A 24,957-nucleotide genomic window follows, 5' to 3' on the forward strand; every position below is an offset into this window, starting at 1 on the left:
TCGAAAAGGATGAGTGAACATATTTGATGGAAGAAAAAGAAAAAGTCATATTAGTAGGCTGTCAATTGCCACAAGATGATGATGAAAAATTTATGCATTCCATGAAAGAGCTTGCATCACTAGCGAAGACTGCACGAGCAGAATTGTTAGTGTCAACAACGCAAAAACGACCAAAGTTTCATCCGGCAACTTACATAGGTAAAGGGAAATTAGAAGAGCTTACAATGTTAACTGAAGAATTAGAGCCGGATGTTATTGTATTTAATAATGAATTAACGCCGAGTCAAATTCGGAATTTATCCTCAGTATTAAATGCGAGAGTAATTGATCGAACGCAACTAATACTGGATATTTTTGCGCAACGTGCGAAGTCGAGGGAAGGTAAGCTTCAAGTAGAATTAGCTCAGTTGCAATATACAATGCCGCGTCTTATGGGGCAGGGATTGTCCTTATCGCGTCTTGGTGGTGGTATTGGAACGAGAGGACCGGGTGAGACGAAATTAGAGACGGATCGTCGTCATATTCGATCCCGTATTGATGAAATAAAGAAACAACTTGCAGTTGTTGTGGAACATCGAAAAAGATATCGTGAGAGAAGAAAAGATAATAAAGTATTTCAAGTTTCGTTAATAGGGTATACAAATGCAGGGAAATCGACACTGTTTAATAGATTAACGGAAGCTGATACGTTTGAAGAAAACCTTCTGTTTGCAACATTAGACCCAACGACGAGGAAGATGCCGTTACCTTCTGGTTATACAGTATTACTAACTGATACTGTTGGTTTTATACAAGATTTACCCACTTCATTAATCGCTGCTTTTCGTTCGACACTGGAAGAAGCGGGGGAAGCAGATGTCATTTTACATGTAGTTGATTCCGCGGATTCTAACTACATAGGGCATGAAAAAACAGTAAAACGATTATTATCAGAACTTGAAATTAACCATATTCCTATTATTACGTTATATAATAAAAAAGATGAATTACATCAAAACTTTATTCCGTTTCCGAAAAGTGATTTCTTAATGACTAGTGCTTTTGAAGAAAGTGATTTATTGCGTATAAAAGAAGCGATAGAAACGAAGATGAAGAAAGAAATGGATCGTTATCGAGTGGAAATCCCTCCGAGTGAAGGTAAGTTGTTAACGCTTTTAAAGACGGAAACTCTATTAGCAAAGATGGAGTTTCTGGAAGATAAATTTGTATATGATTGTGCAGGGTATATTTTTACTCATTCATCGCTTAATGTGCAATTAAAGAGATTTTTAGTGGAAGAAGGAGAAAATAAAAATGTTTGATCGTTTGAAAAATGGAGAAAAAATTGCTCCAATCGTAAAAGAAGTAGAGAGTCAGATTACAGAAGTACATAAACGTGCGGATGAAGTAATTGAAAGTAATCAGTTTCGTGTATTAGAAAGTTTTCGTAAACATAAAATTAGTGACTCGCATTTTATCCCGACGACAGGTTATGGTTATGATGATATTGGCCGTGATACGTTAGAAAAAGTGTATGCTGATGTGTTTGGAGCGGAAGCTGGACTTGTTCGTCCGCAAATTATTTCAGGTACTCACGCTATTTCTACAGCGTTATTCGGTATTTTACGTCCAGGAGATGAGTTGTTGTACATCACTGGAAAACCGTATGATACGTTAGAGGAAATCGTTGGCGTGCGTGGGAAAGGTGTAGGTTCATTTAAAGAATATAATATTGGTTACAATGCAGTTCCGCTAACTGAAGGTGGGCTTGTTGATTTTGAAGCTGTTGCAGCAGCGATTCATAGTAATACGAAAATGATCGGTATTCAGCGTTCGAAAGGTTATGCTACTCGTCCATCGTTTACTATTTCTCAAATTAAAGAGATGATCGCGTTTGTTAAAGAAATTAAACCTGATGTTGTTGTGTTTGTAGATAACTGTTATGGTGAGTTTATTGAAGAGCAAGAGCCATGTCATGTTGGTGCAGATTTAATGGCGGGTTCGCTTATTAAAAACCCGGGCGGCGGAATTGTTAAAACTGGTGGTTATATTGTCGGGAAAGAACAGTATGTTGAAGCGTGTGCATATCGTTTAACGTCTCCGGGAATTGGTGCGGAAGCTGGAGCGTCTTTATACAGTCTGCAAGAAATGTATCAAGGGTTCTTCTTAGCGCCACATGTTGCAGGACAAGCGCTGAAAGGTGCAATTTTTACAGCTGCGTTTTTAGAAAAGTTAGGAATGAACACGTCACCAGCGTGGAATGCGCCAAGAACAGACTTAATTCAATCTGTTCAATTTGATGATAAAGACCGTATGATTGCCTTCTGCCAAGCGATTCAATATGCATCTCCAATTAATTCGCATTTTACTCCGTATGCAAACTATATGCCAGGTTATGAAGATGATGTAATTATGGCGGCGGGAACATTTATTCAAGGTGCAAGTATTGAATTGTCTGCTGATGGTCCGATTAGACCACCGTATGTTGCATATGTGCAAGGTGGATTAACGTATTCGCATGTTAAAATTGCGATTTGTTCTGCAATTGATGAATTGATTGAAAAGAATTTATTAACAATTTCTTAAAGGGGAGCTGTCGATATCGGCAGCTTTTTTCGTATAAAAGTAACGATTTATGCGATTAGAAAAAAGAATGAAAAAAATTATAAAAAAATCATGTAAGAAAAGCTAACATCTATTGACACTAAACATAACATGTTATAAAATGAGAAGCAGTTAAGGCGAAGGAGGAACTGAAAAATGAAAGAAGATAGACGTTCTGCCCCGCTGTTTCCAATTGGTATTGTTATGGATTTAACACAATTGTCTGCACGTCAAATTCGCTACTATGAAGAGCATAATCTTGTTTCTCCAACCCGTACAAAGGGGAATCGTAGATTGTTTTCATTTAACGATGTAGATAAGTTGTTAGAAATTAAAGATTTGTTAGATCAAGGCCTGAATATGGCTGGTATTAAACAAGTGTTACTAATGAAAGAAAATCAAACAGAAGCAGTGAAAGTAAAAGAAGAAACGAAAGAAATTTCAAAAACTGAGCTTCGCAAAATACTTCGAGATGAACTACAACATACAGGTAGATTCAATCGAACTTCATTGCGACAAGGTGACATTTCAAGATTTTTTCACTAAAGATAACTGATTCTGAAGGCGATTAGAGGGACTAAGGAGGAATTTATAATGTCTAGATACACAAAAGAAGATATTTTCCGTTTGGCGAAAGAAGAGAATGTAAAGTATATCCGTTTACAATTTACGGACCTTTTAGGGGTAATTAAAAACGTAGAGATTCCAGTGAGACAATTAACGAAAGCTCTTGATAACAAAATGATGTTTGATGGATCTTCGATTGAAGGTTTCGTACGTATTGAAGAGTCTGATATGTATTTATATCCTGATTTAGACACTTGGGTAATTTTCCCTTGGACAGCTGAAAAAGGTAAAGTAGCTCGACTAATCTGTGATATTTACAATGCAGATGGCACTCCATTTGATGGAGACCCACGTAACAACTTAAAACGTGTGTTAAAAGAAATGGAAGCTTTAGGATTTTCAGACTTCAATCTTGGACCAGAGCCAGAATTCTTCCTATTTAAGGTGGATGAAAAAGGAAATCCAACATTAGAACTAAACGATAACGGTGGATACTTCGACCTTGCGCCGATGGATCTAGGGGAAAACTGTCGTCGTGATATCGTTCTTGAACTTGAAGAAATGGGATTTGAAATTGAAGCATCTCACCATGAGGTTGCTCCAGGACAGCACGAAATTGACTTTAAATATGCAAATGCAATTCGCTCATGTGATGACATTCAAACATTCAAACTTGTTGTAAAAACAATTGCTCGTAAACATGGTTTACACGCAACGTTTATGCCAAAACCACTATACGGTGTGAACGGTTCAGGTATGCACTGTAACTTATCATTATTTAAAAATGGTGAGAACGTATTCTTTGATGCAAACGGTGACTTACAATTAAGTGATGATGCTCGTCACTTCATCGCAGGTATTTTAAAACATGCACCAGCATTTACAGCGATAGCAAACCCAACTGTAAACTCATACAAACGTCTAGTACCTGGATATGAAGCACCTTGTTACGTAGCATGGTCTGCACAAAACCGTAGCCCGTTAGTACGTATCCCTGCATCTCGTGGTATTAGTACACGCGTAGAAGTACGTAGTGTTGACCCAGCTGCAAACCCATATTTAGTAATGGCTACATTATTAGCTGCAGGTCTTGATGGAATTAAAAACAAATTAACTCCACCAGCTGCAGTAGACCGTAACATCTATGTAATGACAAAAGAAGAGCGCGAAGAAGCAGGTATCGTTGACTTACCAGCAACATTAGCGCAAGCGTTAGTTACATTACAATCTAATGAAGTAGTATGCGGTGCACTAGGAGAACACTTACTTGAGCACTTCATCGAAGCGAAAGAGATTGAGTGGGATATCTTTAGAACACAAGTTCACCAATGGGAACGCGATCAATATATGTCTCTTTACTAAGAGGCTTGAACCCTTGATACAACTCGTATCAAGGGTTTTTTAATTCCCTATTATTACAATTTTATGTGGTTGCAAAATGAAAAACAGCCACATAAAAGCCAATAATTAATAACAAGTAGTGATATCATAGAAAAACATTATCAGATAAATGTAAGTTTTATATAATTTGTGAAATGAAAAAGCCTTGATACTACGGTATCAGGGCTTTTTTAGTGAAGTTATTGGATATGTTAACTACTAGATAATGGATTGTTTTTGGTTATTTTGAATCATGTTACTAAGAAAATCTTTTCAAAAGAATTGATCTTATCTTTTTTAATCACTTGTGCTAAAACTTAATAATTCTTTACTGCCTGTACAACGCGACCAATTATTTTTACATCTTCAGCTGAAAGGTCGTAAGTTTTTGGTTCGTGGATAGGGTCATTACTCAATGGTATTAAAGTAATGATGCTTCCGGATTTTGAAATCTTTTTCACGGTAGCATCATAACCATTGACTTTTACAACAGCAATTTGTCCGTTTTCAACATAAGGAGTTTCCTCTACTAAAACATAAGAACCATCAGGGAATTCGAGATTCATGCTAGTGCCTTTTACAGTAAGATAAAAATACTTTTTACGCTTGTTTAAAAATGTACTTAGCATGGGTAAATAGCCTTCGATATTTTCTTCAGCGAGTATGGGTGTACCGGCTGCTACAGAACCAATGATAGGAATGTAAATAATGTTTGATTGATCGTTTTGGATGGTTTCATAAATAGAAACTTCTTCTTTAACAGTATTGTCCTCTTGAGTTGCGAGTCTTTCTAAATCATCAGTAGTGATTCCTAATCCCTTACAAACTTTTATGACATTATCAACAGATGCTTTACCAATCCCTCTTGATAACATGGATTGCAGTGTTGTGGGGGGGAGACCTATTTTTTCGGCGAAGGCTCTTTTACTATAGCCAGCTTCTTTTATTAAGCGTGTTACAACCTCTGCTTTTTTCATTACTTTCACCATCTTTCTTATTAAAATGTATACGATATTGCGTATTTCTGTATATATCATAACCTAACTAAAATTGTTAGTAAATAGAAAAGTATACGAAATTGAGTATTTAAATACGTTTTTTTGTTGACTAAATACGAAATTGAGTTTATATTTAAATGGAAATGAACGCAATATCGTACAAAAACAGGTGGTGAGTAAATGTATCCGAATTTGCGTGCAGAGATGGCGAGAAAAAGAATTATGATTACACAAATTTCTTCGCATCTGAAACTTCGCCACGCAACAGTGAGCGACAAAATAAATGGTAAATTTCGTTTTTATTATGATGAAGCTTTTGAAATTAAGAAAACTTTTTTTCCAGAACATAGTTTGGAATATCTTTTTGAATTTGAAGAAAATGAAGCGAATTGAAATCGGAGGAAATTTACTTAAAATGTAACCCTATAATCGAATTATTGAATGATGATTTAGTAAGAGGGTTCATATCAAAGTATTTAATTTAAATTCTGATAACTAGTTAATTTGTAAAAAGAAAGTAAAGAATTATGCGTAGTGCGAAATTATCTCAATGCAATAAAGATAGTCCAAAATTAGTAGTGAGGAGGAGATGAGGATGGGGCAATTAATTGACTCATCAGTACATAGTTCATTAGTATTTGAAGTTAATGGCAAAGTAGTAACGGATAGTTTGGTAATTGCGAAGATATTCAAAAAAAATCACTTCGACGTTTTGAAGGAAGTTCGAAAACAAATTGTATATGTAGGTGAAGAGTTTGGAGGAGAAAATTTTCACGAGTCCACTTATTTTAATTCAAAGAATAGGCGAATCCCTAAATATGATTTAACAGAAGAAGCATTCACGTTACTTGTTATGGGATATACCAGTAGAGAAGCGGTTGGAATGAAAATTAAATTTATGAAAGAGTTCAAACGAATGAAGCAATATATACAAAATCAACAAAATGTGCCAAAGGACCCAATGGGGGTTTTAAAGTTAACATTTGCTGCGTTAGAAGGACATACTCAGCAGATACAAGAGATAAAGTCTGAGGTGAAGGGTTTGCGAGAAAATACGCCGCTTTATGCTATCGAGTGTGAAGAGATAACAAGGGCTGTAAAAAGCTTAGGTGTTATGTTATTGGGAGGTAAAAATTCAAATTCTTATCAGGATATCGGCCTTAGAAGGAAGTTATATAGAGATATTTATAGTCAGTTACATCGGGAATTTGGTGTGAATAGTTATAAAGCTATTAAACGTTATCATTTGGATAGAGCAATACAAATGATTAATGAAGAATATTCAATTCCAACTGTTTTAAATGAAGAAATTACAGTTAAAAACTCACAAATAAATATGGCAGACATTCAGTAGGAGGAAAGAACATGCAAAGAAAGATTTTAGTAATTACTAGCAGTTTAGCAGGGTTACCAACTGTCAGTGAATTTAAAACAAAAGAAGATGCAAAAGAGCAGGTTAGAAAGCTTATTCAAAAAGGAATGAGTCAAAATGTGATTCGTATAACACAAGAAATTCCAATGAATATCGAAATTCAAGTGGATGTTGAACTTGAGGAATAAGAGAGGTTTAGAAGAAAATAGATATGGATAGCATGATTGTTTTGAATGAATGCATAAGAAAAGAATCCGTTGCAGCGGATTCTATAAGAAAAAATATCTCTAGATAAGTATAACATTGAATACCGTTTTTGAGAATTTATGAGGTGGCTAGTATGGGGATTATTCGAGTGAAAAAAGATAGTAATTATTCCGTTATAAATAATACTGGTTTAAAAGATGAAAGGTTGTCATGGAAAGCGAAAGGAATCTTAGCCTATGCGCTTACATTACCAGACGATTGGACTTTTCATATTAGTGAATTAGCTCGACATGCTAAGGATGGAGAAGATTCGCTCCGTACAGGTTTTAAGGAATTAAAAGAATTAGGTTATGTAAAACGTTATCCTGTTCGTGATGGGAATACAAAGAAAATTAAAAGATGGGATACGGAAATTTATGAAACACCACAAAGGAGAATTCCACGAATGGAAAAGCAAGATGTAGGAAAGCCATATGAGGAAAATCCGACACTACTAAATATTAATAAACTAAATACTAAAATACAAAATACTAATCATGATAATAAGGATAAATTAGAATCTCATATATTATTCGGTGGAGAGTTTAAAAAAATTCATAATTTTTTTAAAGAGAGCGGCATTCCGTTAAGTGAAATTGCATTGACGGAGTTAGGCGATTTTTGTGATTTGTTTAGTAGTGAGTTAATTCAGTATGCAATTAATAAAGCTATTGATGAGAACGCACCAAGATGGAACTACGTTAAAGCTATATTGAGTAATTGGAAGGAGCAAAAAGTTAAAACATTTGCTGATGTGATCGCGCTAGATAGGCGTTTCAAAATGAGTAAGAATAAGAAATTTAATGAATCAGGTAGAAATTATTTGACTAGAAAAGAGGTTGTCCCAGATTGGTTATATAAAGATGACGAACAAACGAATCAAGAAGTGGAAAGACAACAAGCACAATCCACTGATGAAGAGCGTGAGAGATTACAAGAGGTATTAAATAAATATAAGTCTTAAAAAAGATAAAATGGTCGTTGACTTTGATGTTTTAAAATGTTTTTCTTAATGTAAAGATTAAATGATTTTATTCTTTAAGGATGTTCGATGTATATTGAACATTCACATGAAGATATTCGTGAATGTTTGGAGCAGGTATTAATAATTTGTGATTTCTGTTTGCTTCTTAATGTCCTATAAGGACTGCTAGAAGGGGTTTTTATTATCTAGTCAGGAGTTAATTACAATATTGGAATTCTAAAGAGAAAATGAGTTTATAAATAGTAGGAAATGATTGTGTTTATTAAATGAAAGATGTTCTACAAATAACAAAGATTAAAAAAGCTAATAAGGATATAAGTTTTATTAAATTAGTAGTATTTAAATTTACAAAAAAGAAAGTAGGTGAATCGTTAGATGTTTGAATGGCTCAAAGATTATAAGAAGTTAGAAGAAGAAATTGCTTATTTAGAACACAACTTAGACAAATCAAAAGCGGAATTAAAGCGTTGGACTAGTGGGGACTTGCAAAATGTACGATTAACCGCTGAGTCAGAAGGGGCTAAGGTAGAAGACCGGATTGAAGCAATTGAATATGAATTAGCTCATAAGATGAATGAAGAATATGATTTAAAGCTTTTGATGAATAAGTTTGCAGGACTAGATCATCAAATACTTAAAATGAAATATGTTGATGGAATGACCTTAGAACAAATAGCATTTGAATTGCATTATAGTACAGGCTATATTCGACGCAAACATGCTGAAATAAGAAAGATTGTCAAGTTTTTAGATGGATTTTAATGTTACCTTTTTGTAGGGTACATGCGGTGTACAGAAAGTATTGAAAAAGTGATTTATAGTAGTAATATAAGATTTCGACGAAAGAGCAATTATTTTTATGGTTGCTCTTTTTGTTGTGAAAGAGGTGAGCCACATGAAGTGATTTTATAGATTAATGGGTATTTGGCTAATAACCATATGTAGTAAAGTAGTAGTTTTTTAGACAAAAATAATAGGAAAATAAGGAGATGTTTAGTAATGAGTATATTAGCTGCTTCAGCTACAACAAAAAATCTGCCACAACAAGTGTTACGTTGGCAATCGATGGTAGAAAGTGAATGTTCTGCACAAGGTGTTTCTGAGTTGGTTCCTTACGTACTTGGAATTATTATGGTGGAAAGTGGAGGGAACTCTGAAACAACACCGGATATTATGCAGTCAAGTGAATCACAAGGTTGGTCAATGAATACAATTAAAAACCCTAAAGATTCAATTTATTACGGAGTAAAGCATTTGAAAGGAGCTTTTGATGATGCAAAGAAAAATGGTATTACAGATTTAAGTGCCATTGTTCAATCATATAATTTTGGACGAGCTTACCTTCGCTGGTTAGCTTCTAACAATAAACAACATTCATTACCGGTCGCAGATCAATATTCTAAAACAGTGGTTGCACCATCGCTTGGAAATACGACTGGTGCTATGGTGAAATATAGTAACCCTATCGCTGTTGCATACAATGGTGGTTATCGATATAAAAACGGAGGGAATTTCTTCTACTCTGAAATTGTTAAACAATATGTAGATTTTAATGCAGGTGGAGTTCCGCAACCAGAGGGGATTGGGATGGCAAGATCAATATACTGGGAAGGATATGGCATTAACTATTATGATGGACCACACGGTAACTATCTTGGGGACTTTACGACAGCAGCAGAAGTATTATATTGGGATGCGTACTGGGGAGAAGATAATGATGTTTGGTTGGATTTAGGTAGAAGTCGTTGGGTAAAGGCAGAGCACTATTATTGGAGACCCTTCAAAGCAATATCAAAATTCCCAGAAGGATATGAAGTAAGCTATTGTGATGGAATTGACGGCGCATACAAAGGCAGTATTAATTCAAAAAAACCTCTTACAGTATTCTTCCGTAAAGAAGGCTGGATTGATATTGGTGGGAATAGTTGGGCACCAGAGAAACACTTTGACATTGTAGATATTCGATAAAAAAACAGCTCTGTTAAGAGTTGTTTTTTATCTTTAAACGGTGTTTTAGGCAAGAAGAGTTAGTTATATAGATAATAGCTTTCGATATTTTTGACTAAATTCAGTGACATTTAACTTATGGTTACAAGATGGATATTTTAATAGTAGATAACAATAGGGAAATGTTCTGTCTTGTTCACTTTAAGGTTGGGAAACCTACAGTATATTTAAAAAATAATAAATATAGACAATATAAAAATAGAAAGGAAGATTTATATGGCAACATTTATTTATCCAACAGATATAACGAGAGTAACAAGTGGTTTTAGGGGTGACAGACCGGATCATCATGGGATAGACCTTGCCCAAACAGGCTATCATCCGATTTATGCAGCGGCTAGTGGGAAAGTTAGTCGTTCGTATCTTTCATCTAGTTACGGTGAATGTATTATGATTGTTCATAATATTAATGGAGTTACATGGGAAACTGTATACGCTCATATGCGAAGTGGTTCTCGTACAGTTAAAGAAGGCGATTCTGTTACACAAGGACAAACAATCGGGGTTATGGGAGAAACAGGACAGGCTTATGGTCAACATTTACATTTTGAAATGCATAAAGGCGGCTGGAATATTAATAAGAGTAATGCTGTGAACCCATTAGACTACTTGGGAAAAGGTGGCGTTGTTGGTACACCGCAACCAGAAGGAATTGGGTTCGCAAAATCAATATACTGGGAAGGATATGGCATTAACTATTACGATGGACCGCACGGTAAATATATTGCGGACTTTACGACAGCAGCAGAAGTATTATATTGGGATGCGTACTGGGGAGAAGATAATGATGTTTGGTTAGATTTAGGTAGAAGCCGATGGGTAAAAGCAGAGCATTATTATTGGAGACCTTTCAAAGCAATATCAAAATTCCCAGAAGGATATGAAGTAAGCTATTGTGATGGAATTGACGGTGCATACAAAGGCAGCATTAACTCAAAGGAACCTCTCACAGTATTCTTCCGTAAAGAAGGCTGGATTGATATTGGTGGGAATCGTTGGACACCAGAGAAACACTTTGACATTGTAGATATTCGATAAAAACAACTCTGTTAGGAGTTGTTTTTTTTATTCTTAAATTTTTATAGGGGAAAGAAGGAAAATGGAAATGAAGAAAATTGCAGATTTATCTCATCACAATAATTCAATAAATTGGGCTGCAGCTAGTAAAGAGCTAGACCTTGCTATTATACGTGTACAATATGGGTCAAGGACAATTGATAAACGTTATAAAGAGTATGTGCAAGGTTGTAAAGACTATGGTGTTCCATTTGGACACTATGCTTATGGATGTTATGTAAGTGTTCAGGATGCTATTGTAGAAGCAAATGATTTTATGGCACGCGCTGATAAAGAGGCGAAATTTTTAGTATTAGATGTAGAAGATGATACTTTAGCAAGTTGTGGAGCGGCTAACTTAGCAAAAGCTTCGCAGGCATTTATTGATACGTGCCGTGCAGCAGGCTGGAAAGTGGGGCTATATGTATCACACCACATGTATACAAGCTATGGACTAAATACTGTGAATGCGGATTTCCTTTGGATTCCACGTTATGGAAATAAACCAGCATATAGTTGTGATTTATGGCAGTATACAGAAACTGGTAGTCTTGCAGGCGTAACTGGTAATGTAGATTTAAATTATTTAAACAGTGAAAAATCTCTTGACTGGTTTACAGGTAAGGGTGGCGCTGTTGGTACACCACAACCAGAGGGGATTGGGATGGCAAGATCGATATACTGGGAAGGATATGGCATTAACTATCATGATAGACCACACGGTAAATATTTGGGGGACTTCACAACAGCAGCAGAAGTATTATACTGGGATGCGTACTGGGGAGAAGATAATGATGTTTGGTTAGATTTAGGTAGAAGTCGTTGGGTAAAGGCAGAGCACTATTATTGGAGACCCTTCAAAGCAATATCAAAATTCCCAGAAGGATATGAAGTAAGCTATTGTGATGGAATTAACGGCGCATACAAAGGCAGTATTAACTCAAAAGAACCTCTTACAGTATTCTTCCGTAAAGAAGGCTGGATTGATATTGGTGGGAATCGTTGGACGCCAGAGAAACACTTTGACATTGTGGATATTCGATAAAAACTCCAGCAGTAACTGTTTTTGTATTTTATAAAGTTATGACATAAAAGATAGCTTTAGTAAGAATTATAAGACAGAGAGATAGCGATAAGGACATATTGGTGTTAAAAGATGATAAAAGATTAGAGTCACTCGAATGAGTAATTATTTAGGTTAGAAAAGGAGTGAGAATAATAGAAGAACAGATCTTAAATTCAATGATTCAACAAGGAGCATTCGCAGCTTTATTTGTGTGGATGCTGTTTACTACGCAAAAAAAGAATGAACAGCGTGAAGAACAATATCAAAAAGTTATTGAAAAAAATCAACAGGTCATTGAAGAACAAGCAAAAGCATTTAGTTCGTTATCAAAGGATTTATCAGATGTTAAACAAAAAATCTTGGGAAACGGGGATGAGAAATAAAATATAATATTAAATTATTCGTCGCGTATGCAGATTTCCCAGTAAGAATTCGACTAATATATACTAATGAGAAAAAGCCCTAATACCGCTAAGTATTGGGGCTTTTTTTCATTAATCTATAGTGAATACGGTTATGGTTGATTCTTCAAGAGGAAAGGGCGAATGAATTCCAATATTAATGTAAAGGAAATGAAACCTTGAATGATGTTTAGTGATAATACGTTTTTATTCAAGAGTTCGTTTGTTCATTTTCTAAATTTAAGGAATACATATAGTTGAGTACCTTGCAATAAACAATACTAAGTGGTATATTATGGATATGTCAGGTACCGTGTATTGAACAGTACTGGAATGAGAAAGGGGGATTGCACTTGAACGTTCAGTTTAAAAAAGGTGTGTTAGAACTGTGTGTACTGGCACTTGTGAAACGTAAGGATTGTTACGGTTATGAACTTGTTCAGCAAATCTCAAATAAATTTTTAATATCGGAAGGCTCAGTGTATCCTTTATTACGCCGTTTAACGAAAGAAGGATATTTTCAAACGTATTTAAAGGAATCCACGGAAGGGCCACCTCGTAAATATTATCAATTAACAGAGCAAGGGGAAACGCAACTGAATTTGTTAGTAACAGAGTGGCGTGATTTTGCGAAAGGTGTACAAGAAATTATTGAAGGGGTGGAATGGGATGAGTAAAGAACAGTTTCTTAAGGAATTATCAAGTCACCTTAGAAAGTTACCGGACGAAGAGAGGAAAGATATTTTATTTGATTATGAAGAGCATTTTCAGTTTGGGATAGAAGAGGGGAAAACTGAATCGGAAATAATAAAGGGTCTTGGCTCTCCGAAAGTAATTGCAAAAGAATTGCTTGCGATGTATCGTTTCGATGAAATGAAAAAAGATCCATCAACTTCAAATGTGACAAGAGCTGTTATGGCAGCGATTGGACTTAGTTTGTTTAATTTCATTATTGTGTTAGGCCCATTAGTTGCAATTATTGCTTTTATATTTTCTTTTTGGGTCGGTGGGATTGCTAGTGTAGTGACACCATTTTTCGTAATTGGAAAAGTATTTATGGGTACTTTTATATGGTTAGATTTATTCGTTAGTATAACTTTTGTTGGAGTAGGTTTGCTGTTATGTATTATTGCTTATTATAGTACGAAGTGGTTTAAAAGGCTTTGCGTACGTTATGTAATATGGAACTTCAAAATGATAAAAGGGGAGTAGATGATGAAAAAAATATTGTTAGTAGCAATCGCTTGTATCATTATTGGAGTAATTGGGATTTCGCAAACATATGAAAAAGCAGTGCAAACTGCAGAAGAAGGAAACAAAGAAGATATAATTAAAAACGAAACATTAAAAAATATAGAAGTTAAGTTAGATGCCGGGGATATTGTTGTTCAAAAATCTCCTGACTCTTCTTTTTATGTAAAGCAATCGGGAGATGTACGTAAACAAGAGATTCGTATCGCAGAAGATGGTGACACATTAAAAATTATTGGGGAAAGAGAAAAAGGTGCTTCATTTGATTTTTCTTTTTACGATTTTAGGTTTCAAACGTCTAAATTGACTCTACTTGTGCCCGAACGCTCTTACCAAGATGTAAAAGTAAATGCATCTGCTGGACAAATCGAAATGAGTGATGTGAAAAGTGATAGCGTAAGTGTTAGAACACTTGCTGGAGAAGTAGAGTTGAAACAAGTAACGGCTAAGAATGTGGAGGGATCGACAAAAGCTGGTGAGGTGAACTTTAAGAAGGTATTAGGGAAAGTGACCGCAAAAACAACAAGTGGGGAAATAAATATTCAAGATCATGATTCTAAATATAATCTAGAAGCAAGTTCAACTGCGGGAGATATAGATATTACTTTATCGGAAAAACCACAAGATGCGGTAATTACTGGGCAAAGTGCTGCGGGAGATGTAACGATTTTTAATGAAGAAAATAAAAATGTAACAATTGGAAATGGTAGTAAAAAGATTAGCGGTAAAACGGCTGCGGGAGATGTGACGATTGAAACTCGTTAATAAGAAATAGAATGCATGGAAATCTATCAAAATACAAAAAGAAGATAATTACCGTATATAAATAAGGTAATTATCTTCTTTTTGTTATTTTTAATGTAAATCACGATATACGCCAATTACTTTCCCGATAACTGACACTTGTTTTAAAATGATAGGTTCTAATGAAGAGTTTTCTGGTTGTAGACGGAAATGGTCTTTTTCTTTATAGAAACGTTTAACTGTTGCTTCGTTATCCTCTGTTAAAGCGACTACAATTTCACCATTATATGCAGACTGCTGTTGGCGAACAACAACTAAATCTCCATCGAAAATACCAGCTTCAATCATACTATCTCCAGAAATACGTAACATGAACACTTGGTCTGCTCCAGCAACAATACTAGCTGGAAGTGGGAAATGTTCTTCTACGCTTTCGACCGCTGTAATTGGTAAACCAGCAGTGACTTTTCCGACAATTGGAACTTGAATAACAGATTGTGTTTCCGTATCCATTCGGTCTTCACCTAAAATTTCAATGGCACGTGGTTTTGTTGGATCGCGTCGAATGTATCCTTTTTCTTCTAATCGTGATAAATGTCCGTGCACTGTAGAACTAGAAGCGAGGCCGACTGCTTGACCAATTTCACGTACGGAAGGTGGATATCCTTTTTCTTGTACTTTTAGCTTAATAAAGTCGAGAATGTCTTGCTGGCGTTTCGTTAACTTTTCCATGTTTTCTAACACCTCGTTTTCTTTCATTTTTCTTATTAATAAGTATAACATGTGAAAAAACATTCTACAAACATAAGTTCGAACAAATGGCGGATTTATGTTACACTATAGGGAAATAATAGGGAGAAAGAGGGGTTCAAAATGAATGCAATTATTTATGCACGTGTGAGTACAACGAAAGAAGCGCAAGAAACATCATTATTACGTCAAAAAGATGAATTATTGCATTTAGCTGAGCGCTATCAAATGAATGTTACTAAGGTGATTGAAGAGCAGGCTAGTGGATATACAATTGAACGTGACGGTATATTAGAGGTGTTGGATACAATTCGAGACGAACAAATTGATGTGTTACTTATACAAGATGAAACGCGTCTTGGTAGAGGAAATGCGAAGATCGCGTTAATGCATTGTTTACATAAAGAAGGCATAAAAGTATATACGCATACACATAATGGTGAATTACAATTGTCGGATTCTGATTCAATGGTATTAGATATTATTGGTATTGTTGAAGAATATCAAAGAAAGATTCATAATTTGAAAATTAAACGAGGTATGCAACGTGCAGTAGAAAAAGGTTATCGTCCAGAAAAAAATTTAAAAAATCGTCATTTAAGTGTAGGAAGAGAGAAAAAAGAAGTGCCAATTGAGGAAATTGTACGTTTGCGAAAAAGTGAACTCACGTTTGAAGAAATTGCAGCAACATTACGTGGATTTGGTCATAATGTTTCAAAGGCGACTGTACATCGTAGATATGTAGAGTATACGAAGCAATTGCTTGATAAAGAAGAGTAACTATTGTATGATAATAATCAGTTTTGATTAGAAGGGGGATTCGAGATGATTAATCACGAACTCGTTGAACGCATTAACTTCTTAGCGAAAAAAGCAAAAGCTGAAGGTTTAACTGAAGAAGAGCAACGTGAGCGTCAATCGCTACGTGAACAATATTTAAAAGGATTTCGTCAAAATATGTTAAACGAACTTAAAGGAATTAAAGTTGTTAACGAAGAAGGTACAGATGTTACACCGACGAAATTAAAAGCTTTAAAAAAGCAAGATAATGCAAAATTAAATTAAAAGATGGGCGAAGCCCATCTTTTTTTATTTGTAAAAAATCGTTAGTTAATAACTTTCCAGTTGTTATTAACTGTTGCTTCTATCGTTTTATGTTCCAATATATAATTAGCGATAAGTTCAGACATATCTGTGGGTATATCTTTTACTACCGGTTTGTTTTGAAACATAAAGAAATTTCCCCCGCCACTTGCACGATAATTATTCATTACAACGTCATATTCTTCATTCATATTAAGAGGAGCACTGTTATGCTGTAAAGATTCTACTCTTTCACCAATTGGTTTTGAAATGTTTAATACGTATGAAATCCCTTCCCACATATCATAATTATAATGTTGTGGCTTTGGTTCTATGTAGGTAGGACTTACGGTGATGGAGCCATCTGTTTTTAATGTGAAATAAGAAGCAGAGAGTTCAAGAGCATTTTTTATGTCCGCTCCAGTTAGTCTAATTACTTTTAATGTGTTCGGATAAATATAATTAGAAACGATGTCACGCATTGTTACATGTTCCGGGAAACCTGGAGATGTATTATGGAACAAACTTGTACAAGAAATTGATACATTAGCTATATCCATCTGTATTTTATTTATGAATTCGATAAAAGGATGATCATGCAAACGAGTTTGCATAGCATCTGAAATTTGCATATCCCCCTGAATGATTCCAATAGGTTGATCAAGCCACTTTTGTGTTTTCTCTTCGTAATCGGCTACCAATGAAAGTACATCTTGGTCAGCCTCAACTCCTTGTACAGATAATAATTCAGAAGAACTCTCTTTTTTAACCCATTTATGTTTTGTTTTTTCGAATGTTATTTTTACTTTTCCAACTGAGTGTCCATTACATCCGGTCTGTAAAATTGTTACACCGTTAGCCATTGTGTGAGCAATTTCCCGGTGCTGGTGGCCTGTTAATAAAATATCTATGTCTTCAATTTCATGGCACATTGCATATCCTTGGTTTTCTCCTGTTAAAACTTCAGTCGGTACCCCGGTTTGTAAATCTCGTTCAACTCCCCCGTGATACGCTACGACTAGTAAATCTGGTTTCTCATGTTTGCGAATGTAAGAAACCCACTTTTTCGTTGTTTCTAATGCGTCTTCAAATTGTAAGTCTTTAATGTGATGGGGTTGTTCCCAATTGGTAATGTAGTGCGTTGTCACCCCTAAAATAGCAATTTTTATATTGGATTCAATCTGTTTGATTATATAAGGTTTTCCGAAATAAGGCTTCTTTATGTTTTTATCTAAAATGTTTGCTGATAGGTACGGGAAGTTCGCAGTAGTCACAGCATTATTTAATATATCCATCCCGTAATTAAACTCATGATTGCCGATAATTGCAGCGTCATACTGTAAGTAATTCGCTAATAAGGACATTGGGTTTTTTTTGTTTTTTTCGTATGTAACATAATGATAAGTAAATGGTGTTCCTTGAATAAAGTCGCCATTATCAATTAAAAGAACGTTTGTATTTTGGGAACGTTCTTTTTTTATAAGAGTAGAAATTTTAGCTAAACCAAGTTCTGCTGGGGAGTTATCTTGGTAGTGAATAGGATAAACAGTGCCATGTATATCGCTTGTTAATAAGATGTTTAAAGTTACAGTTTGATTTTGTTCCAATATGACTCACCTTTTCTATTGTTATCTTCCAATTCATCATATCAAATATGTGAAGAGAATTTTAATGTGAGTGTATAGAATGTGTAAAGATTCTGTAAATAATCAATTATTTGTAAAAATATGTGATATATTTCTTCATGTTTATGAAAGGTTATTTTATAACAATGAAAAATGGAGGCATTAATATGTTGAAAAAAGTTTTTGCAATGAGCACAACAGTTGTACTAGCAGCGGGATTATTAAGTGGCTGTGGAACGAAGGAATCAAGTGCAAGTAAAAATGAAGATACGAAAAAAGGGTATGTACCGAAGACTTTAAATGTTCAATTTGTTCCTTCTCAAAATGCAGATACGTTAGAGGCGAAGGCAAAACCGCTTGAGAAGCTATTAAGTGATAAGTTAAATATTCCAGTAAAAGTTAGTATTTCAACGAACTACAATACAATTGTAGAAGCGATGGCATCTAAACAAGTAGATGTAGGATTTTTACCGCCAACAGCGTACGTATTAGCACATGAAAAGAAGGCTGCAAATGTAATTTTACAAGCACAACGTTTTGGAGTAGAGGATGAAACAGGAGCTCCTACAAAAGATTTAGTAGATTATTATAAATCTGAGTTTGTTGTTAAAAAAGACTCTAATATAAATAGTGTAAAAGATTTAAAAGGTAAAAAGATTGGTTATCAAGACGTAACATCATCAGCAGGGTATGTATGGCCTGCAGCTGTTCTATTAAAAGAGGGAATTGATCCGTTAAAAGATGTGAAACCTGTTACATTAAAAGGTCACGATCAGTCGCTTATTGCTCTTTTAAATGGTGACGTAGATGCAGCTGTTGTATTCCAAGATGCTCGTAATATTGTAAAAAAAGATTATCCGAATATATTCGAGCAAACGAAAATAGTGAAATTTACGGAGAAAATTCCAAACGATACGATTTCGGTACGTTCTGATTTAGATGAAGAGTGGAGCAAGAAATTACAGGATGCTTTCATTGAAATTGGAAAAAATGAGGAAGGTCACAAAATCATTAAAGAAGTATATTCACATGAAGGATATGTTAAATCTGATGATAGTAAATTTGACATCGTTCGTGAATATGGGAAGAAAGTAAAAACGCAATAATACATATGGAAATGGCAGCTAGCTGAAAGGGAATGTTTTCAGTTAGTTTGCCGTTTTGAATACATAGAAGGTAGGTAAGATGTGTGATAGAATTTCGAAATGTCTCCAAAGTGTATCCAAATGGTACAAAAGGATTGAATAATATAAACTTGAAAATTCAAAAAGGTGAGTTTGTTGTAATGGTAGGGCTGTCCGGAGCTGGAAAGTCTACACTTCTAAAATCGGTAAATCGTCTTCATGAGATTACAGAAGGCGAAATCATGATTGAATGTGAGTCTATTACTGCTGCAAAAGGAAAAGATTTACGACGTATGCGCCGGGATATTGGTATGATCTTTCAAAGTTTTAACCTTGTAAAGCGATCAACAGTATTGAAGAATGTATTAGCTGGCCGTGTTGGATATCATTCGACATTGCGTACAACGTTAGGTTTGTTTCCGAAAGAGGATGTGGAGCTCGCATTTCAAGCGTTAAAAAGAGTGAATATTTTAGAAAAAGCATATGCACGTGCTGATGAATTATCAGGAGGACAACAACAACGTGTATCGATAGCTAGAGCATTGGCGCAAGAAGCAAAAATCATATTGGCAGATGAACCTGTTGCGTCGTTAGATCCGCTAACAACAAAGCAAGTATTAGATGATTTAAAGAAAATTAATGAAGATTTTGGAATTACAACAATTGTAAACTTACATTCTATTGCTTTAGCTAGGCAATATGCGACGCGTATTATTGGATTACATGCAGGTGAAATTGTTTTTGATGGTTTAGTAGAAGCAGCAACGGATGAAAAGTTTGCTGAAATTTATGGTGACGTAGCACAGAAAAGTGAATTGTTAGAGGTGGCAGCTAAATGAATGATGTGACGATATATTCGAAGTCGATACCGAAGCCGCCGAGTAAGTTAAAACATATGTTAACGTTTATTCTAGTCATTTTACTGTTGTGGGGAAGTAGTATACAGGTCGACGCATCATTTTCAAAGCTAGTAGTTGGTTTTCCTAATATAATGGATTTGTTAAAAGAAATGGTGCCGCCAGATTGGAGTTATTTTCAAGTTATTACAACAGCAATGCTAGATACAATACGTATGGCGATTATTGGGACGACTTTAGGAGCGATTTTAGCTATTCCACTTGCACTGTTTGCGGCAAGTAATGTGTTTACTAGTACATTTTTATACAGTCCAGCTCGATTGATTTTAAATTTTATTCGAACGATACCAGATTTATTATTAGCGGCAATTTTCGTAGCTATTTTTGGAATAGGACCACTTCCGGGTATTTTAGCTCTTACTTTTTTCTCAATTGGGCTCGTGGCGAAATTGTTGTATGAATCAATTGAATCAATTGACCCTGGCCCACTAGAAGCGATGACAGCTGTAGGGGCTAATAAGGTGCAATGGATTGTTTATGGAGTCATTCCACAAGTAAAAGCACACTTTGTTTCCTATGTACTATATACATTTGAGGTTAATGTACGGGCAGCGGCTGTCCTAGGTTTAGTAGGAGCAGGTGGTATTGGACTATATTATGATCGTACACTTGGATTTTTACAATATCAACAAACTGCATCTATTATCATCTATACTCTTGTTGTTGTATTGGTAATTGATTATGTAAGTACATTGTTGCGGGAGAAATTATAATGAGTAAAACGACGATAATCGTACCAAAACCGAAGAAACCGAGTGTGTATCGCTCGTTTATTTTTATAGCACTTACATTTGTTTATATATGGGCTTTTTCAGGAGTACCGCTAGAGGGAATAAAGGAAACGGCGGGAGAAATTACAAAAGCAATTATGACAGGGATATTGAGTCCAGACTGGTCGTATGTATCTTTGCCAGATGGTGAAGATTTATTACATGGATTAATTGATACGTTGGCAATTGCGATATTAGGTACATTTATTTCTGCATTTTTATCTGTTCCGTTTGCCTTTTGGGCGGCAACGAATATGAGTAGTGGAAAATTAACTTCAGGATCTGGGAAAATTGTACTTAGTTTTGTTCGTACGTTTCCTGAATTAGTTATGGCTCTTTTATTTATAAAAGCTGTTGGTCCAGGCTCTTTTGCAGGAGTATTAGCCTTAGGATTGCATTCTATTGGAATGTTAGGAAAACTATATTCAGAAGGAATTGAAAACATAGATAAAGGACCGACGGAAGCGTTACTAGCAACAGGAGCAAATCGTTTTCAAATACTTTGGTATGCGGTGTTACCGCAAGTGTTACCAGATTTTCTATCGTATACGTTATACAGATTTGAAATTAATGTACGATCCGCTGCAATTTTAGGGGTTATTGGAGCAGGAGGGATTGGTACACCTTTAATTTTTGCGCTGAGTTCACGGAATTGGTCTCGTGTTGGTATTATTTTATTAGGTATTATTTTAATGGTAATTATAATTGATTTGATTTCAAGCTCGATTCGGAAACGGATTGTTTAACTTATTTGAAAAGCATCGAAGTTAGATGCTTTTTTATGTTTTTAAAAACTTATTTAAAAAAGTAAGTATAGAAGGAATTTGTATAAATATACAGATAATTCCCTTTCTTTTTAAAATAAAAATAATGAAAAAGTATGTCATATTGAATGCCCATACATTCCCGGAAACATTGATTTTTTTATAAAAAATCAAAAAAATATCAACATATTTGTCGATACATGTTGTATAATCTTGCGTGGGAAGCTATCATATAAATGTATAAAACGTTTACTAATATAAGCGAAGGGAAGAATAGCATGTCACATTCAATCGAACAACTTTCTATCAACACGATTCGCACATTATCCATCGATGCGATTGAAAAAGCAAACTCTGGTCACCCAGGAATGCCAATGGGTGCAGCACCAATGGCTTATACATTATGGACTCAATTTATGAAACACAATCCAAATAACCCAACGTGGTTTAACCGTGATCGTTTCGTATTATCTGCAGGTCATGGTTCAATGTTATTATACAGTCTACTTCACCTATCTGGTTATGATGTAACAATGGATGACTTAAAGAACTTCCGTCAATGGGGAAGCAAAACTCCAGGACATCCTGAGTACGGTCATACAGCTGGTGTAGATGCAACGACTGGTCCACTTGGACAAGGTATTGCAACTGCTGTAGGTATGGCAATGGCTGAAAGACATTTAGCTGCTAAATATAACCGTGATGCGTATAATGTAGTAGATCATTATACATACGCTATTTGTGGTGATGGAGATTTAATGGAGGGCGTTTCTGCTGAAGCATCTTCATTAGCTGCTCATTTACAATTAGGTCGTCTTGTTGTGCTTTACGATTCAAACGATATTTCATTAGATGGCGATTTAAATCGTTCATTCTCTGAAAGTGTAGAAGATCGTTACAAAGCATACGGATGGCAAGTAATCCGTGTTGAGGATGGAAACGATATTGAAGCAATCGCGAAAGCAATTGAAGAAGCGAAAGCTGACGAAAAACGCCCAACGCTAATTGAAGTAAGAACGACAATTGGTTTCGGTTCTCCAAACAAATCAGGAAAATCAGCTTCACATGGTTCTCCACTTGGTGTAGAAGAAACAAAATTAACGAAAGAAGCATATGCTTGGACTGCTGAGCAAGACTTCCACGTAGCAGAAGAAGTATATGACAACTTCCGTAAAACAGTACAAGATGTTGGTGAAACTGCGCAAGCTGAGTGGAACACGATGCTAGGTGAATATGCACAAGCATACCCAGAATTAGCAAACGAATTCCAAGCAGCAATGAACGGTCAACTTCCAGAAGGTTGGGAGCAAAACTTACCGACTTATGAATTAGGATCAAAAGCAGCAACTCGTAATTCTTCTGGTGCTGTAATTAATGCAATTGCAGAGTCTGTACCATCATTCTTCGGTGGATCTGCTGACCTTGCTGGTTCTAACAAAACATACATGAATAACGAAAAAGACTTTACAAGAGATGATTACAGCGGTAAAAACATTTGGTACGGTGTACGTGAGTTCGCAATGGGTGCAGCAATGAACGGTATTGCACTACATGGTGGTTTAAAAACTTACGGTGGTACGTTCTTCGTATTCTCTGATTACTTACGTCCAGCAATTCGCCTTGCAGCATTAATGCAATTGCCAGTAACGTATGTATTCACACATGACAGTATCGCTGTTGGTGAAGATGGTCCAACACATGAACCAATCGAGCAATTAGCAGCGCTTCGTGCAATGCCAAACGTTTCTGTTATTCGTCCTGCTGATGGTAACGAATCTGTTGCAGCTTGGAGACTAGCTTTAGAATCTACAAACAAACCAACTGCTTTAGTATTAACTCGTCAAGACCTTCCAACATTAGAAGGTGCAAAAGATGATACGTATGAAAAAGTAGCAAAAGGTGCATATGTAGTTTCTGCAAGCAAGAAAGAAACGGCTGATGTAATCTTACTTGCAACTGGATCTGAAGTAAGCCTAGCTGTTGAAGCTCAAAAAGCATTAGCAGTAGACGGCGTTGACGCAGCTGTTGTCAGCATGCCATCTATGGATCGCTTCGAAGCTCAAACTGCAGAGTACAAAGAATCTGTATTACCAAAAGCAGTAACAAAACGTTTCGCAATCGAAATGGGTGCTACATTCGGATGGCACCGTTACGTAGGTCTTGAAGGAGATGTGTTAGGTATCGATACATTCGGTGCTTCTGCTCCTGGTGAGAAGATTATGGAAGAGTATGGATTTACTGTAGAGAACGTTGTTCGTAAAGTAAAAGAAATGCTTTAATGATTTTAGAAAAATCTCTCCAGCATGGAGAGGTTTTTCTATGTAAATGAGTTTTTTCGACAGAAAAAGTTTTTTATCTCTCCGCAGTCAGACAATCATTGCAAATTTTCTTATATATAATGAAGAGAAAAGGTTGTCCAGATTGGGAGTGGAAAAATGAAAACGTATGAATTGTATTTAATTCAAGAGGATATTGCGAAAGCTTATTTTGGTCGTGAATATTTGTTTTTTGATTTATTTGCTCGATTTTCAGAATCTGGGTCCCTTTCGGAGAAAAAAGTGTTATATAAGCAAATGATGTATATAACGATGCCATTGCAAGTAATGAAAATTCATCATAAATTAGAACAAGCTTTGCGCGTTCTTGGTAAATATGATAGAACACATCATACACATACACTTTATACGGGAGCGGAGTACGGCGAAATAATGGTGAAACCGCACTATATTCGTATGAATACCTCTGGAAATGTCTCTATGGAAACGACGTTCTTTGAGGTGTTAAGAAAGTGTGAATTAACATTTTTAGCTATGGATTATGAAAATACAAAGTACGGATGGCTGAATCCTCTAAAACAAGTACGAACATATGTGTAAAAAATGTCGAATTGTATCTTGTCTTATTGAAAAGGTTTTAGTACACTGTAAGGTAGACAACATGAAGGAGGAAAATATATGCCAATTTGGTTAGGTATTCTAGTGGGCGTAGTAGCACTAGTAGCAGGCGTGGCGTTAGGATTTTTCATTGCCCGCAAATACATGATGAATTACTTACAAAAAAATCCACCAATTAACGAACAAATGTTAAAAATGATGATGATGCAAATGGGACAAAAACCTTCCCAAAAGAAAATCAATCAAATGATGAGCGCAATGAACAAGCAACAAATGAAATAAGCGCTAAAAGACACTCGCTAAGAGTGTCTTTCTTTTTGTTAGTTATAGTTTTTAAAACTTTTAAAAATTCTGTATTTTTGGTAAACTGAAAA

At 35.4% G+C, this 24,957-nt stretch carries 28 protein-coding genes; 25 read left to right on the forward strand and 3 right to left on the reverse strand.

Features of this window, described 5'->3' with window-relative positions:
* The first annotated feature begins 26 nt into the window (after positions 1–26).
* From hflX to glnA, 4 genes are all read left to right on the forward strand, one after another.
* The gene (gene hflX, locus IQ781_RS24915; protein WP_139846899.1) at positions 27–1,301 is read left to right on the forward strand and encodes a GTPase HflX; all 1,275 of its coding nucleotides are present in this window, start codon (positions 27–29) and stop codon (positions 1,299–1,301) included.
* On the forward strand, positions 1,294–2,565 hold the full coding sequence (locus IQ781_RS24920; protein ID WP_000460302.1) for a methionine gamma-lyase family protein: 1,272 nt from the start codon (positions 1,294–1,296) through the stop codon (positions 2,563–2,565). Before hflX ends, IQ781_RS24920 begins: the two co-directional genes overlap by 8 nt.
* A 174-nt stretch (positions 2,566–2,739) precedes the next feature.
* The gene (gene glnR, locus IQ781_RS24925) at positions 2,740–3,129 is read left to right on the forward strand and encodes a transcriptional repressor GlnR (protein ID WP_000656783.1); all 390 of its coding nucleotides are present in this window, start codon (positions 2,740–2,742) and stop codon (positions 3,127–3,129) included.
* 48 nt (positions 3,130–3,177) lie between these two features.
* Complete coding sequence (gene glnA / locus IQ781_RS24930; protein ID WP_000092763.1) at positions 3,178–4,512, forward strand: type I glutamate--ammonia ligase; 1,335 nt, start codon at positions 3,178–3,180, stop codon at positions 4,510–4,512.
* Positions 4,513–4,847: 335 nt separating this feature from the next.
* Here glnA and IQ781_RS24935 read toward each other — a convergent pair whose 3' ends face one another.
* Complete coding sequence (locus tag IQ781_RS24935; protein ID WP_011110319.1) at positions 4,848–5,507, reverse strand: LexA family protein; 660 nt, start codon at positions 5,505–5,507, stop codon at positions 4,848–4,850.
* Between the two features lie 201 nt (positions 5,508–5,708).
* On the opposite strand from IQ781_RS24935, the gene IQ781_RS24940 reads away from it, so the two are divergent.
* The 12 genes from IQ781_RS24940 (at position 5,709) to IQ781_RS24995 (ending at position 14,677) form a co-directional block, all read left to right on the forward strand.
* The gene (locus IQ781_RS24940; protein ID WP_000283431.1) at positions 5,709–5,921 is read left to right on the forward strand and encodes a hypothetical protein; all 213 of its coding nucleotides are present in this window, start codon (positions 5,709–5,711) and stop codon (positions 5,919–5,921) included.
* Positions 5,922–6,123: 202 nt separating this feature from the next.
* Positions 6,124–6,882, forward strand: a complete 759-nt coding sequence (locus IQ781_RS24945) for an ORF6C domain-containing protein (RefSeq protein ID WP_000531225.1) — start codon at positions 6,124–6,126, stop codon at positions 6,880–6,882.
* An 11-nt stretch (positions 6,883–6,893) separates the two neighbouring features.
* Positions 6,894–7,088 carry a hypothetical protein gene (locus IQ781_RS24950; RefSeq protein WP_001189065.1) on the forward strand — a complete coding sequence of 65 codons (195 nt, stop codon included), beginning with the start codon at positions 6,894–6,896 and terminating at the stop codon, positions 7,086–7,088.
* 152 nt (positions 7,089–7,240) lie between these two features.
* Positions 7,241–8,110, forward strand: coding sequence for a DnaD domain protein (locus tag IQ781_RS24955; protein ID WP_139846898.1), 870 nt, complete (start codon positions 7,241–7,243; stop codon positions 8,108–8,110).
* Between the two features lie 396 nt (positions 8,111–8,506).
* On the forward strand, positions 8,507–8,893 hold the full coding sequence (locus IQ781_RS24960) for a hypothetical protein (protein ID WP_000464423.1): 387 nt from the start codon (positions 8,507–8,509) through the stop codon (positions 8,891–8,893).
* Positions 8,894–9,130: 237 nt separating this feature from the next.
* The gene (locus IQ781_RS24965; RefSeq protein ID WP_087967178.1) at positions 9,131–10,099 is read left to right on the forward strand and encodes a lysozyme family protein; all 969 of its coding nucleotides are present in this window, start codon (positions 9,131–9,133) and stop codon (positions 10,097–10,099) included.
* A 255-nt stretch (positions 10,100–10,354) separates the two neighbouring features.
* The gene (locus IQ781_RS24970; protein ID WP_000190128.1) at positions 10,355–11,176 is read left to right on the forward strand and encodes a M23 family metallopeptidase; all 822 of its coding nucleotides are present in this window, start codon (positions 10,355–10,357) and stop codon (positions 11,174–11,176) included.
* A 67-nt stretch (positions 11,177–11,243) separates the two neighbouring features.
* Positions 11,244–12,239 (forward strand): GH25 family lysozyme, encoded by a 996-nt coding sequence (locus tag IQ781_RS24975; protein WP_002183845.1) that lies wholly within the window; start codon positions 11,244–11,246, stop codon positions 12,237–12,239.
* A gap of 173 nt (positions 12,240–12,412) precedes the next feature.
* A complete protein-coding gene (locus tag IQ781_RS24980; RefSeq protein WP_033690712.1) occupies positions 12,413–12,643 on the forward strand; it encodes a BhlA/UviB family holin-like peptide in 231 nt (76 codons plus the stop codon).
* Positions 12,644–13,014: 371 nt separating this feature from the next.
* Positions 13,015–13,338: a PadR family transcriptional regulator gene (locus IQ781_RS24985; protein ID WP_001102620.1), complete on the forward strand. Its 324-nt coding sequence runs from the start codon at positions 13,015–13,017 to the stop codon at positions 13,336–13,338.
* Positions 13,331–13,873: a DUF1700 domain-containing protein gene (locus tag IQ781_RS24990; protein WP_087967183.1), complete on the forward strand. Its 543-nt coding sequence runs from the start codon at positions 13,331–13,333 to the stop codon at positions 13,871–13,873. Before IQ781_RS24985 ends, IQ781_RS24990 begins: the two co-directional genes overlap by 8 nt.
* A complete protein-coding gene (locus IQ781_RS24995) occupies positions 13,874–14,677 on the forward strand; it encodes a DUF4097 family beta strand repeat-containing protein (protein WP_000976106.1) in 804 nt (267 codons plus the stop codon). It begins immediately after the preceding gene.
* Positions 14,678–14,767: 90 nt separating this feature from the next.
* Here the strand turns inward: IQ781_RS24995 and lexA are convergent, their stop codons facing one another.
* Positions 14,768–15,388 carry a transcriptional repressor LexA gene (lexA, locus tag IQ781_RS25000; RefSeq protein ID WP_000413738.1) on the reverse strand — a complete coding sequence of 207 codons (621 nt, stop codon included), beginning with the start codon at positions 15,386–15,388 and terminating at the stop codon, positions 14,768–14,770.
* Between the two features lie 141 nt (positions 15,389–15,529).
* On the opposite strand from lexA, the gene IQ781_RS25005 reads away from it, so the two are divergent.
* Positions 15,530–16,186 carry a YneB family resolvase-like protein gene (locus IQ781_RS25005; RefSeq protein WP_000991469.1) on the forward strand — a complete coding sequence of 219 codons (657 nt, stop codon included), beginning with the start codon at positions 15,530–15,532 and terminating at the stop codon, positions 16,184–16,186.
* Positions 16,187–16,231: 45 nt separating this feature from the next.
* Entirely contained in the window at positions 16,232–16,471 is a 240-nt protein-coding gene (locus IQ781_RS25010; RefSeq protein ID WP_000607015.1) for a DUF896 domain-containing protein, read from the forward strand.
* Positions 16,472–16,512: 41 nt separating this feature from the next.
* On the opposite strand, the gene IQ781_RS25015 is transcribed toward IQ781_RS25010, so the two are convergent.
* Positions 16,513–18,096 carry a bifunctional metallophosphatase/5'-nucleotidase gene (locus IQ781_RS25015; RefSeq protein WP_139846897.1) on the reverse strand — a complete coding sequence of 528 codons (1,584 nt, stop codon included), beginning with the start codon at positions 18,094–18,096 and terminating at the stop codon, positions 16,513–16,515.
* A gap of 185 nt (positions 18,097–18,281) precedes the next feature.
* On the opposite strand from IQ781_RS25015, the gene IQ781_RS25020 reads away from it, so the two are divergent.
* The 7 genes from IQ781_RS25020 (at position 18,282) to IQ781_RS25050 (ending at position 24,865) form a co-directional block, all read left to right on the forward strand.
* The gene (locus IQ781_RS25020; protein WP_000915065.1) at positions 18,282–19,220 is read left to right on the forward strand and encodes a phosphate/phosphite/phosphonate ABC transporter substrate-binding protein; all 939 of its coding nucleotides are present in this window, start codon (positions 18,282–18,284) and stop codon (positions 19,218–19,220) included.
* Between the two features lie 83 nt (positions 19,221–19,303).
* Positions 19,304–20,077: a phosphonate ABC transporter ATP-binding protein gene (gene phnC, locus IQ781_RS25025; RefSeq protein WP_000569244.1), complete on the forward strand. Its 774-nt coding sequence runs from the start codon at positions 19,304–19,306 to the stop codon at positions 20,075–20,077.
* On the forward strand, positions 20,074–20,868 hold the full coding sequence (gene phnE / locus IQ781_RS25030; RefSeq protein WP_001000764.1) for a phosphonate ABC transporter, permease protein PhnE: 795 nt from the start codon (positions 20,074–20,076) through the stop codon (positions 20,866–20,868). The genes phnC and phnE (IQ781_RS25030) overlap by 4 nt, the downstream gene beginning before the upstream one ends.
* On the forward strand, positions 20,868–21,671 hold the full coding sequence (phnE, locus tag IQ781_RS25035) for a phosphonate ABC transporter, permease protein PhnE (protein ID WP_000047893.1): 804 nt from the start codon (positions 20,868–20,870) through the stop codon (positions 21,669–21,671). Before phnE (IQ781_RS25030) ends, phnE (IQ781_RS25035) begins: the two co-directional genes overlap by 1 nt.
* 296 nt (positions 21,672–21,967) lie before the next feature.
* Positions 21,968–23,968 (forward strand): transketolase, encoded by a 2,001-nt coding sequence (tkt, locus tag IQ781_RS25040; RefSeq protein ID WP_000019766.1) that lies wholly within the window; start codon positions 21,968–21,970, stop codon positions 23,966–23,968.
* A 156-nt stretch (positions 23,969–24,124) separates the two neighbouring features.
* Positions 24,125–24,565, forward strand: coding sequence for a sporulation inhibitor of replication protein SirA (sirA, locus tag IQ781_RS25045; protein WP_000860645.1), 441 nt, complete (start codon positions 24,125–24,127; stop codon positions 24,563–24,565).
* Between the two features lie 78 nt (positions 24,566–24,643).
* Positions 24,644–24,865 (forward strand): YneF family protein, encoded by a 222-nt coding sequence (locus IQ781_RS25050; RefSeq protein WP_001123317.1) that lies wholly within the window; start codon positions 24,644–24,646, stop codon positions 24,863–24,865.
* Positions 24,866–24,957 lie beyond the last annotated feature (92 nt).

The sequence above is a fragment of the Bacillus sp. N447-1 genome (genome assembly GCF_022701035.1).
GTDB lineage: Bacteria > Bacillota > Bacilli > Bacillales > Bacillaceae_G > Bacillus_A > Bacillus_A cereus.

Excerpts from the sequence above, each read along its gene's own strand:
- hflX (WP_139846899.1), top strand. The coding sequence starts at position 27 with ATGGAAGAAAAAGAAAAAGTCATATTAGTAGGCTGTCAATTGCCACAA.
- IQ781_RS24920 (WP_000460302.1), top strand. The coding sequence starts at position 1,294 with ATGTTTGATCGTTTGAAAAATGGAGAAAAAATTGCTCCAATCGTAAAA.
- glnR (WP_000656783.1), top strand. The coding sequence starts at position 2,740 with ATGAAAGAAGATAGACGTTCTGCCCCGCTGTTTCCAATTGGTATTGTT.
- glnA (WP_000092763.1), top strand. The coding sequence starts at position 3,178 with ATGTCTAGATACACAAAAGAAGATATTTTCCGTTTGGCGAAAGAAGAG.
- IQ781_RS24935 (WP_011110319.1), bottom strand. The coding sequence starts at position 5,507 with ATGAAAAAAGCAGAGGTTGTAACACGCTTAATAAAAGAAGCTGGCTAT.
- IQ781_RS24940 (WP_000283431.1), top strand. The coding sequence starts at position 5,709 with ATGTATCCGAATTTGCGTGCAGAGATGGCGAGAAAAAGAATTATGATT.
- IQ781_RS24945 (WP_000531225.1), top strand. The coding sequence starts at position 6,124 with ATGGGGCAATTAATTGACTCATCAGTACATAGTTCATTAGTATTTGAA.
- IQ781_RS24950 (WP_001189065.1), top strand. The coding sequence starts at position 6,894 with ATGCAAAGAAAGATTTTAGTAATTACTAGCAGTTTAGCAGGGTTACCA.
- IQ781_RS24955 (WP_139846898.1), top strand. The coding sequence starts at position 7,241 with ATGGGGATTATTCGAGTGAAAAAAGATAGTAATTATTCCGTTATAAAT.
- IQ781_RS24960 (WP_000464423.1), top strand. The coding sequence starts at position 8,507 with ATGTTTGAATGGCTCAAAGATTATAAGAAGTTAGAAGAAGAAATTGCT.
- IQ781_RS24965 (WP_087967178.1), top strand. The coding sequence starts at position 9,131 with ATGAGTATATTAGCTGCTTCAGCTACAACAAAAAATCTGCCACAACAA.
- IQ781_RS24970 (WP_000190128.1), top strand. The coding sequence starts at position 10,355 with ATGGCAACATTTATTTATCCAACAGATATAACGAGAGTAACAAGTGGT.
- IQ781_RS24975 (WP_002183845.1), top strand. The coding sequence starts at position 11,244 with ATGAAGAAAATTGCAGATTTATCTCATCACAATAATTCAATAAATTGG.
- IQ781_RS24990 (WP_087967183.1), top strand. The coding sequence starts at position 13,331 with ATGAGTAAAGAACAGTTTCTTAAGGAATTATCAAGTCACCTTAGAAAG.
- IQ781_RS24995 (WP_000976106.1), top strand. The coding sequence starts at position 13,874 with ATGATGAAAAAAATATTGTTAGTAGCAATCGCTTGTATCATTATTGGA.
- lexA (WP_000413738.1), bottom strand. The coding sequence starts at position 15,388 with ATGGAAAAGTTAACGAAACGCCAGCAAGACATTCTCGACTTTATTAAG.
- IQ781_RS25005 (WP_000991469.1), top strand. The coding sequence starts at position 15,530 with ATGAATGCAATTATTTATGCACGTGTGAGTACAACGAAAGAAGCGCAA.
- IQ781_RS25010 (WP_000607015.1), top strand. The coding sequence starts at position 16,232 with ATGATTAATCACGAACTCGTTGAACGCATTAACTTCTTAGCGAAAAAA.
- IQ781_RS25020 (WP_000915065.1), top strand. The coding sequence starts at position 18,282 with ATGTTGAAAAAAGTTTTTGCAATGAGCACAACAGTTGTACTAGCAGCG.
- phnE (WP_001000764.1), top strand. The coding sequence starts at position 20,074 with ATGAATGATGTGACGATATATTCGAAGTCGATACCGAAGCCGCCGAGT.
- phnE (WP_000047893.1), top strand. The coding sequence starts at position 20,868 with ATGAGTAAAACGACGATAATCGTACCAAAACCGAAGAAACCGAGTGTG.
- tkt (WP_000019766.1), top strand. The coding sequence starts at position 21,968 with ATGTCACATTCAATCGAACAACTTTCTATCAACACGATTCGCACATTA.
- sirA (WP_000860645.1), top strand. The coding sequence starts at position 24,125 with ATGAAAACGTATGAATTGTATTTAATTCAAGAGGATATTGCGAAAGCT.
- IQ781_RS25050 (WP_001123317.1), top strand. The coding sequence starts at position 24,644 with ATGCCAATTTGGTTAGGTATTCTAGTGGGCGTAGTAGCACTAGTAGCA.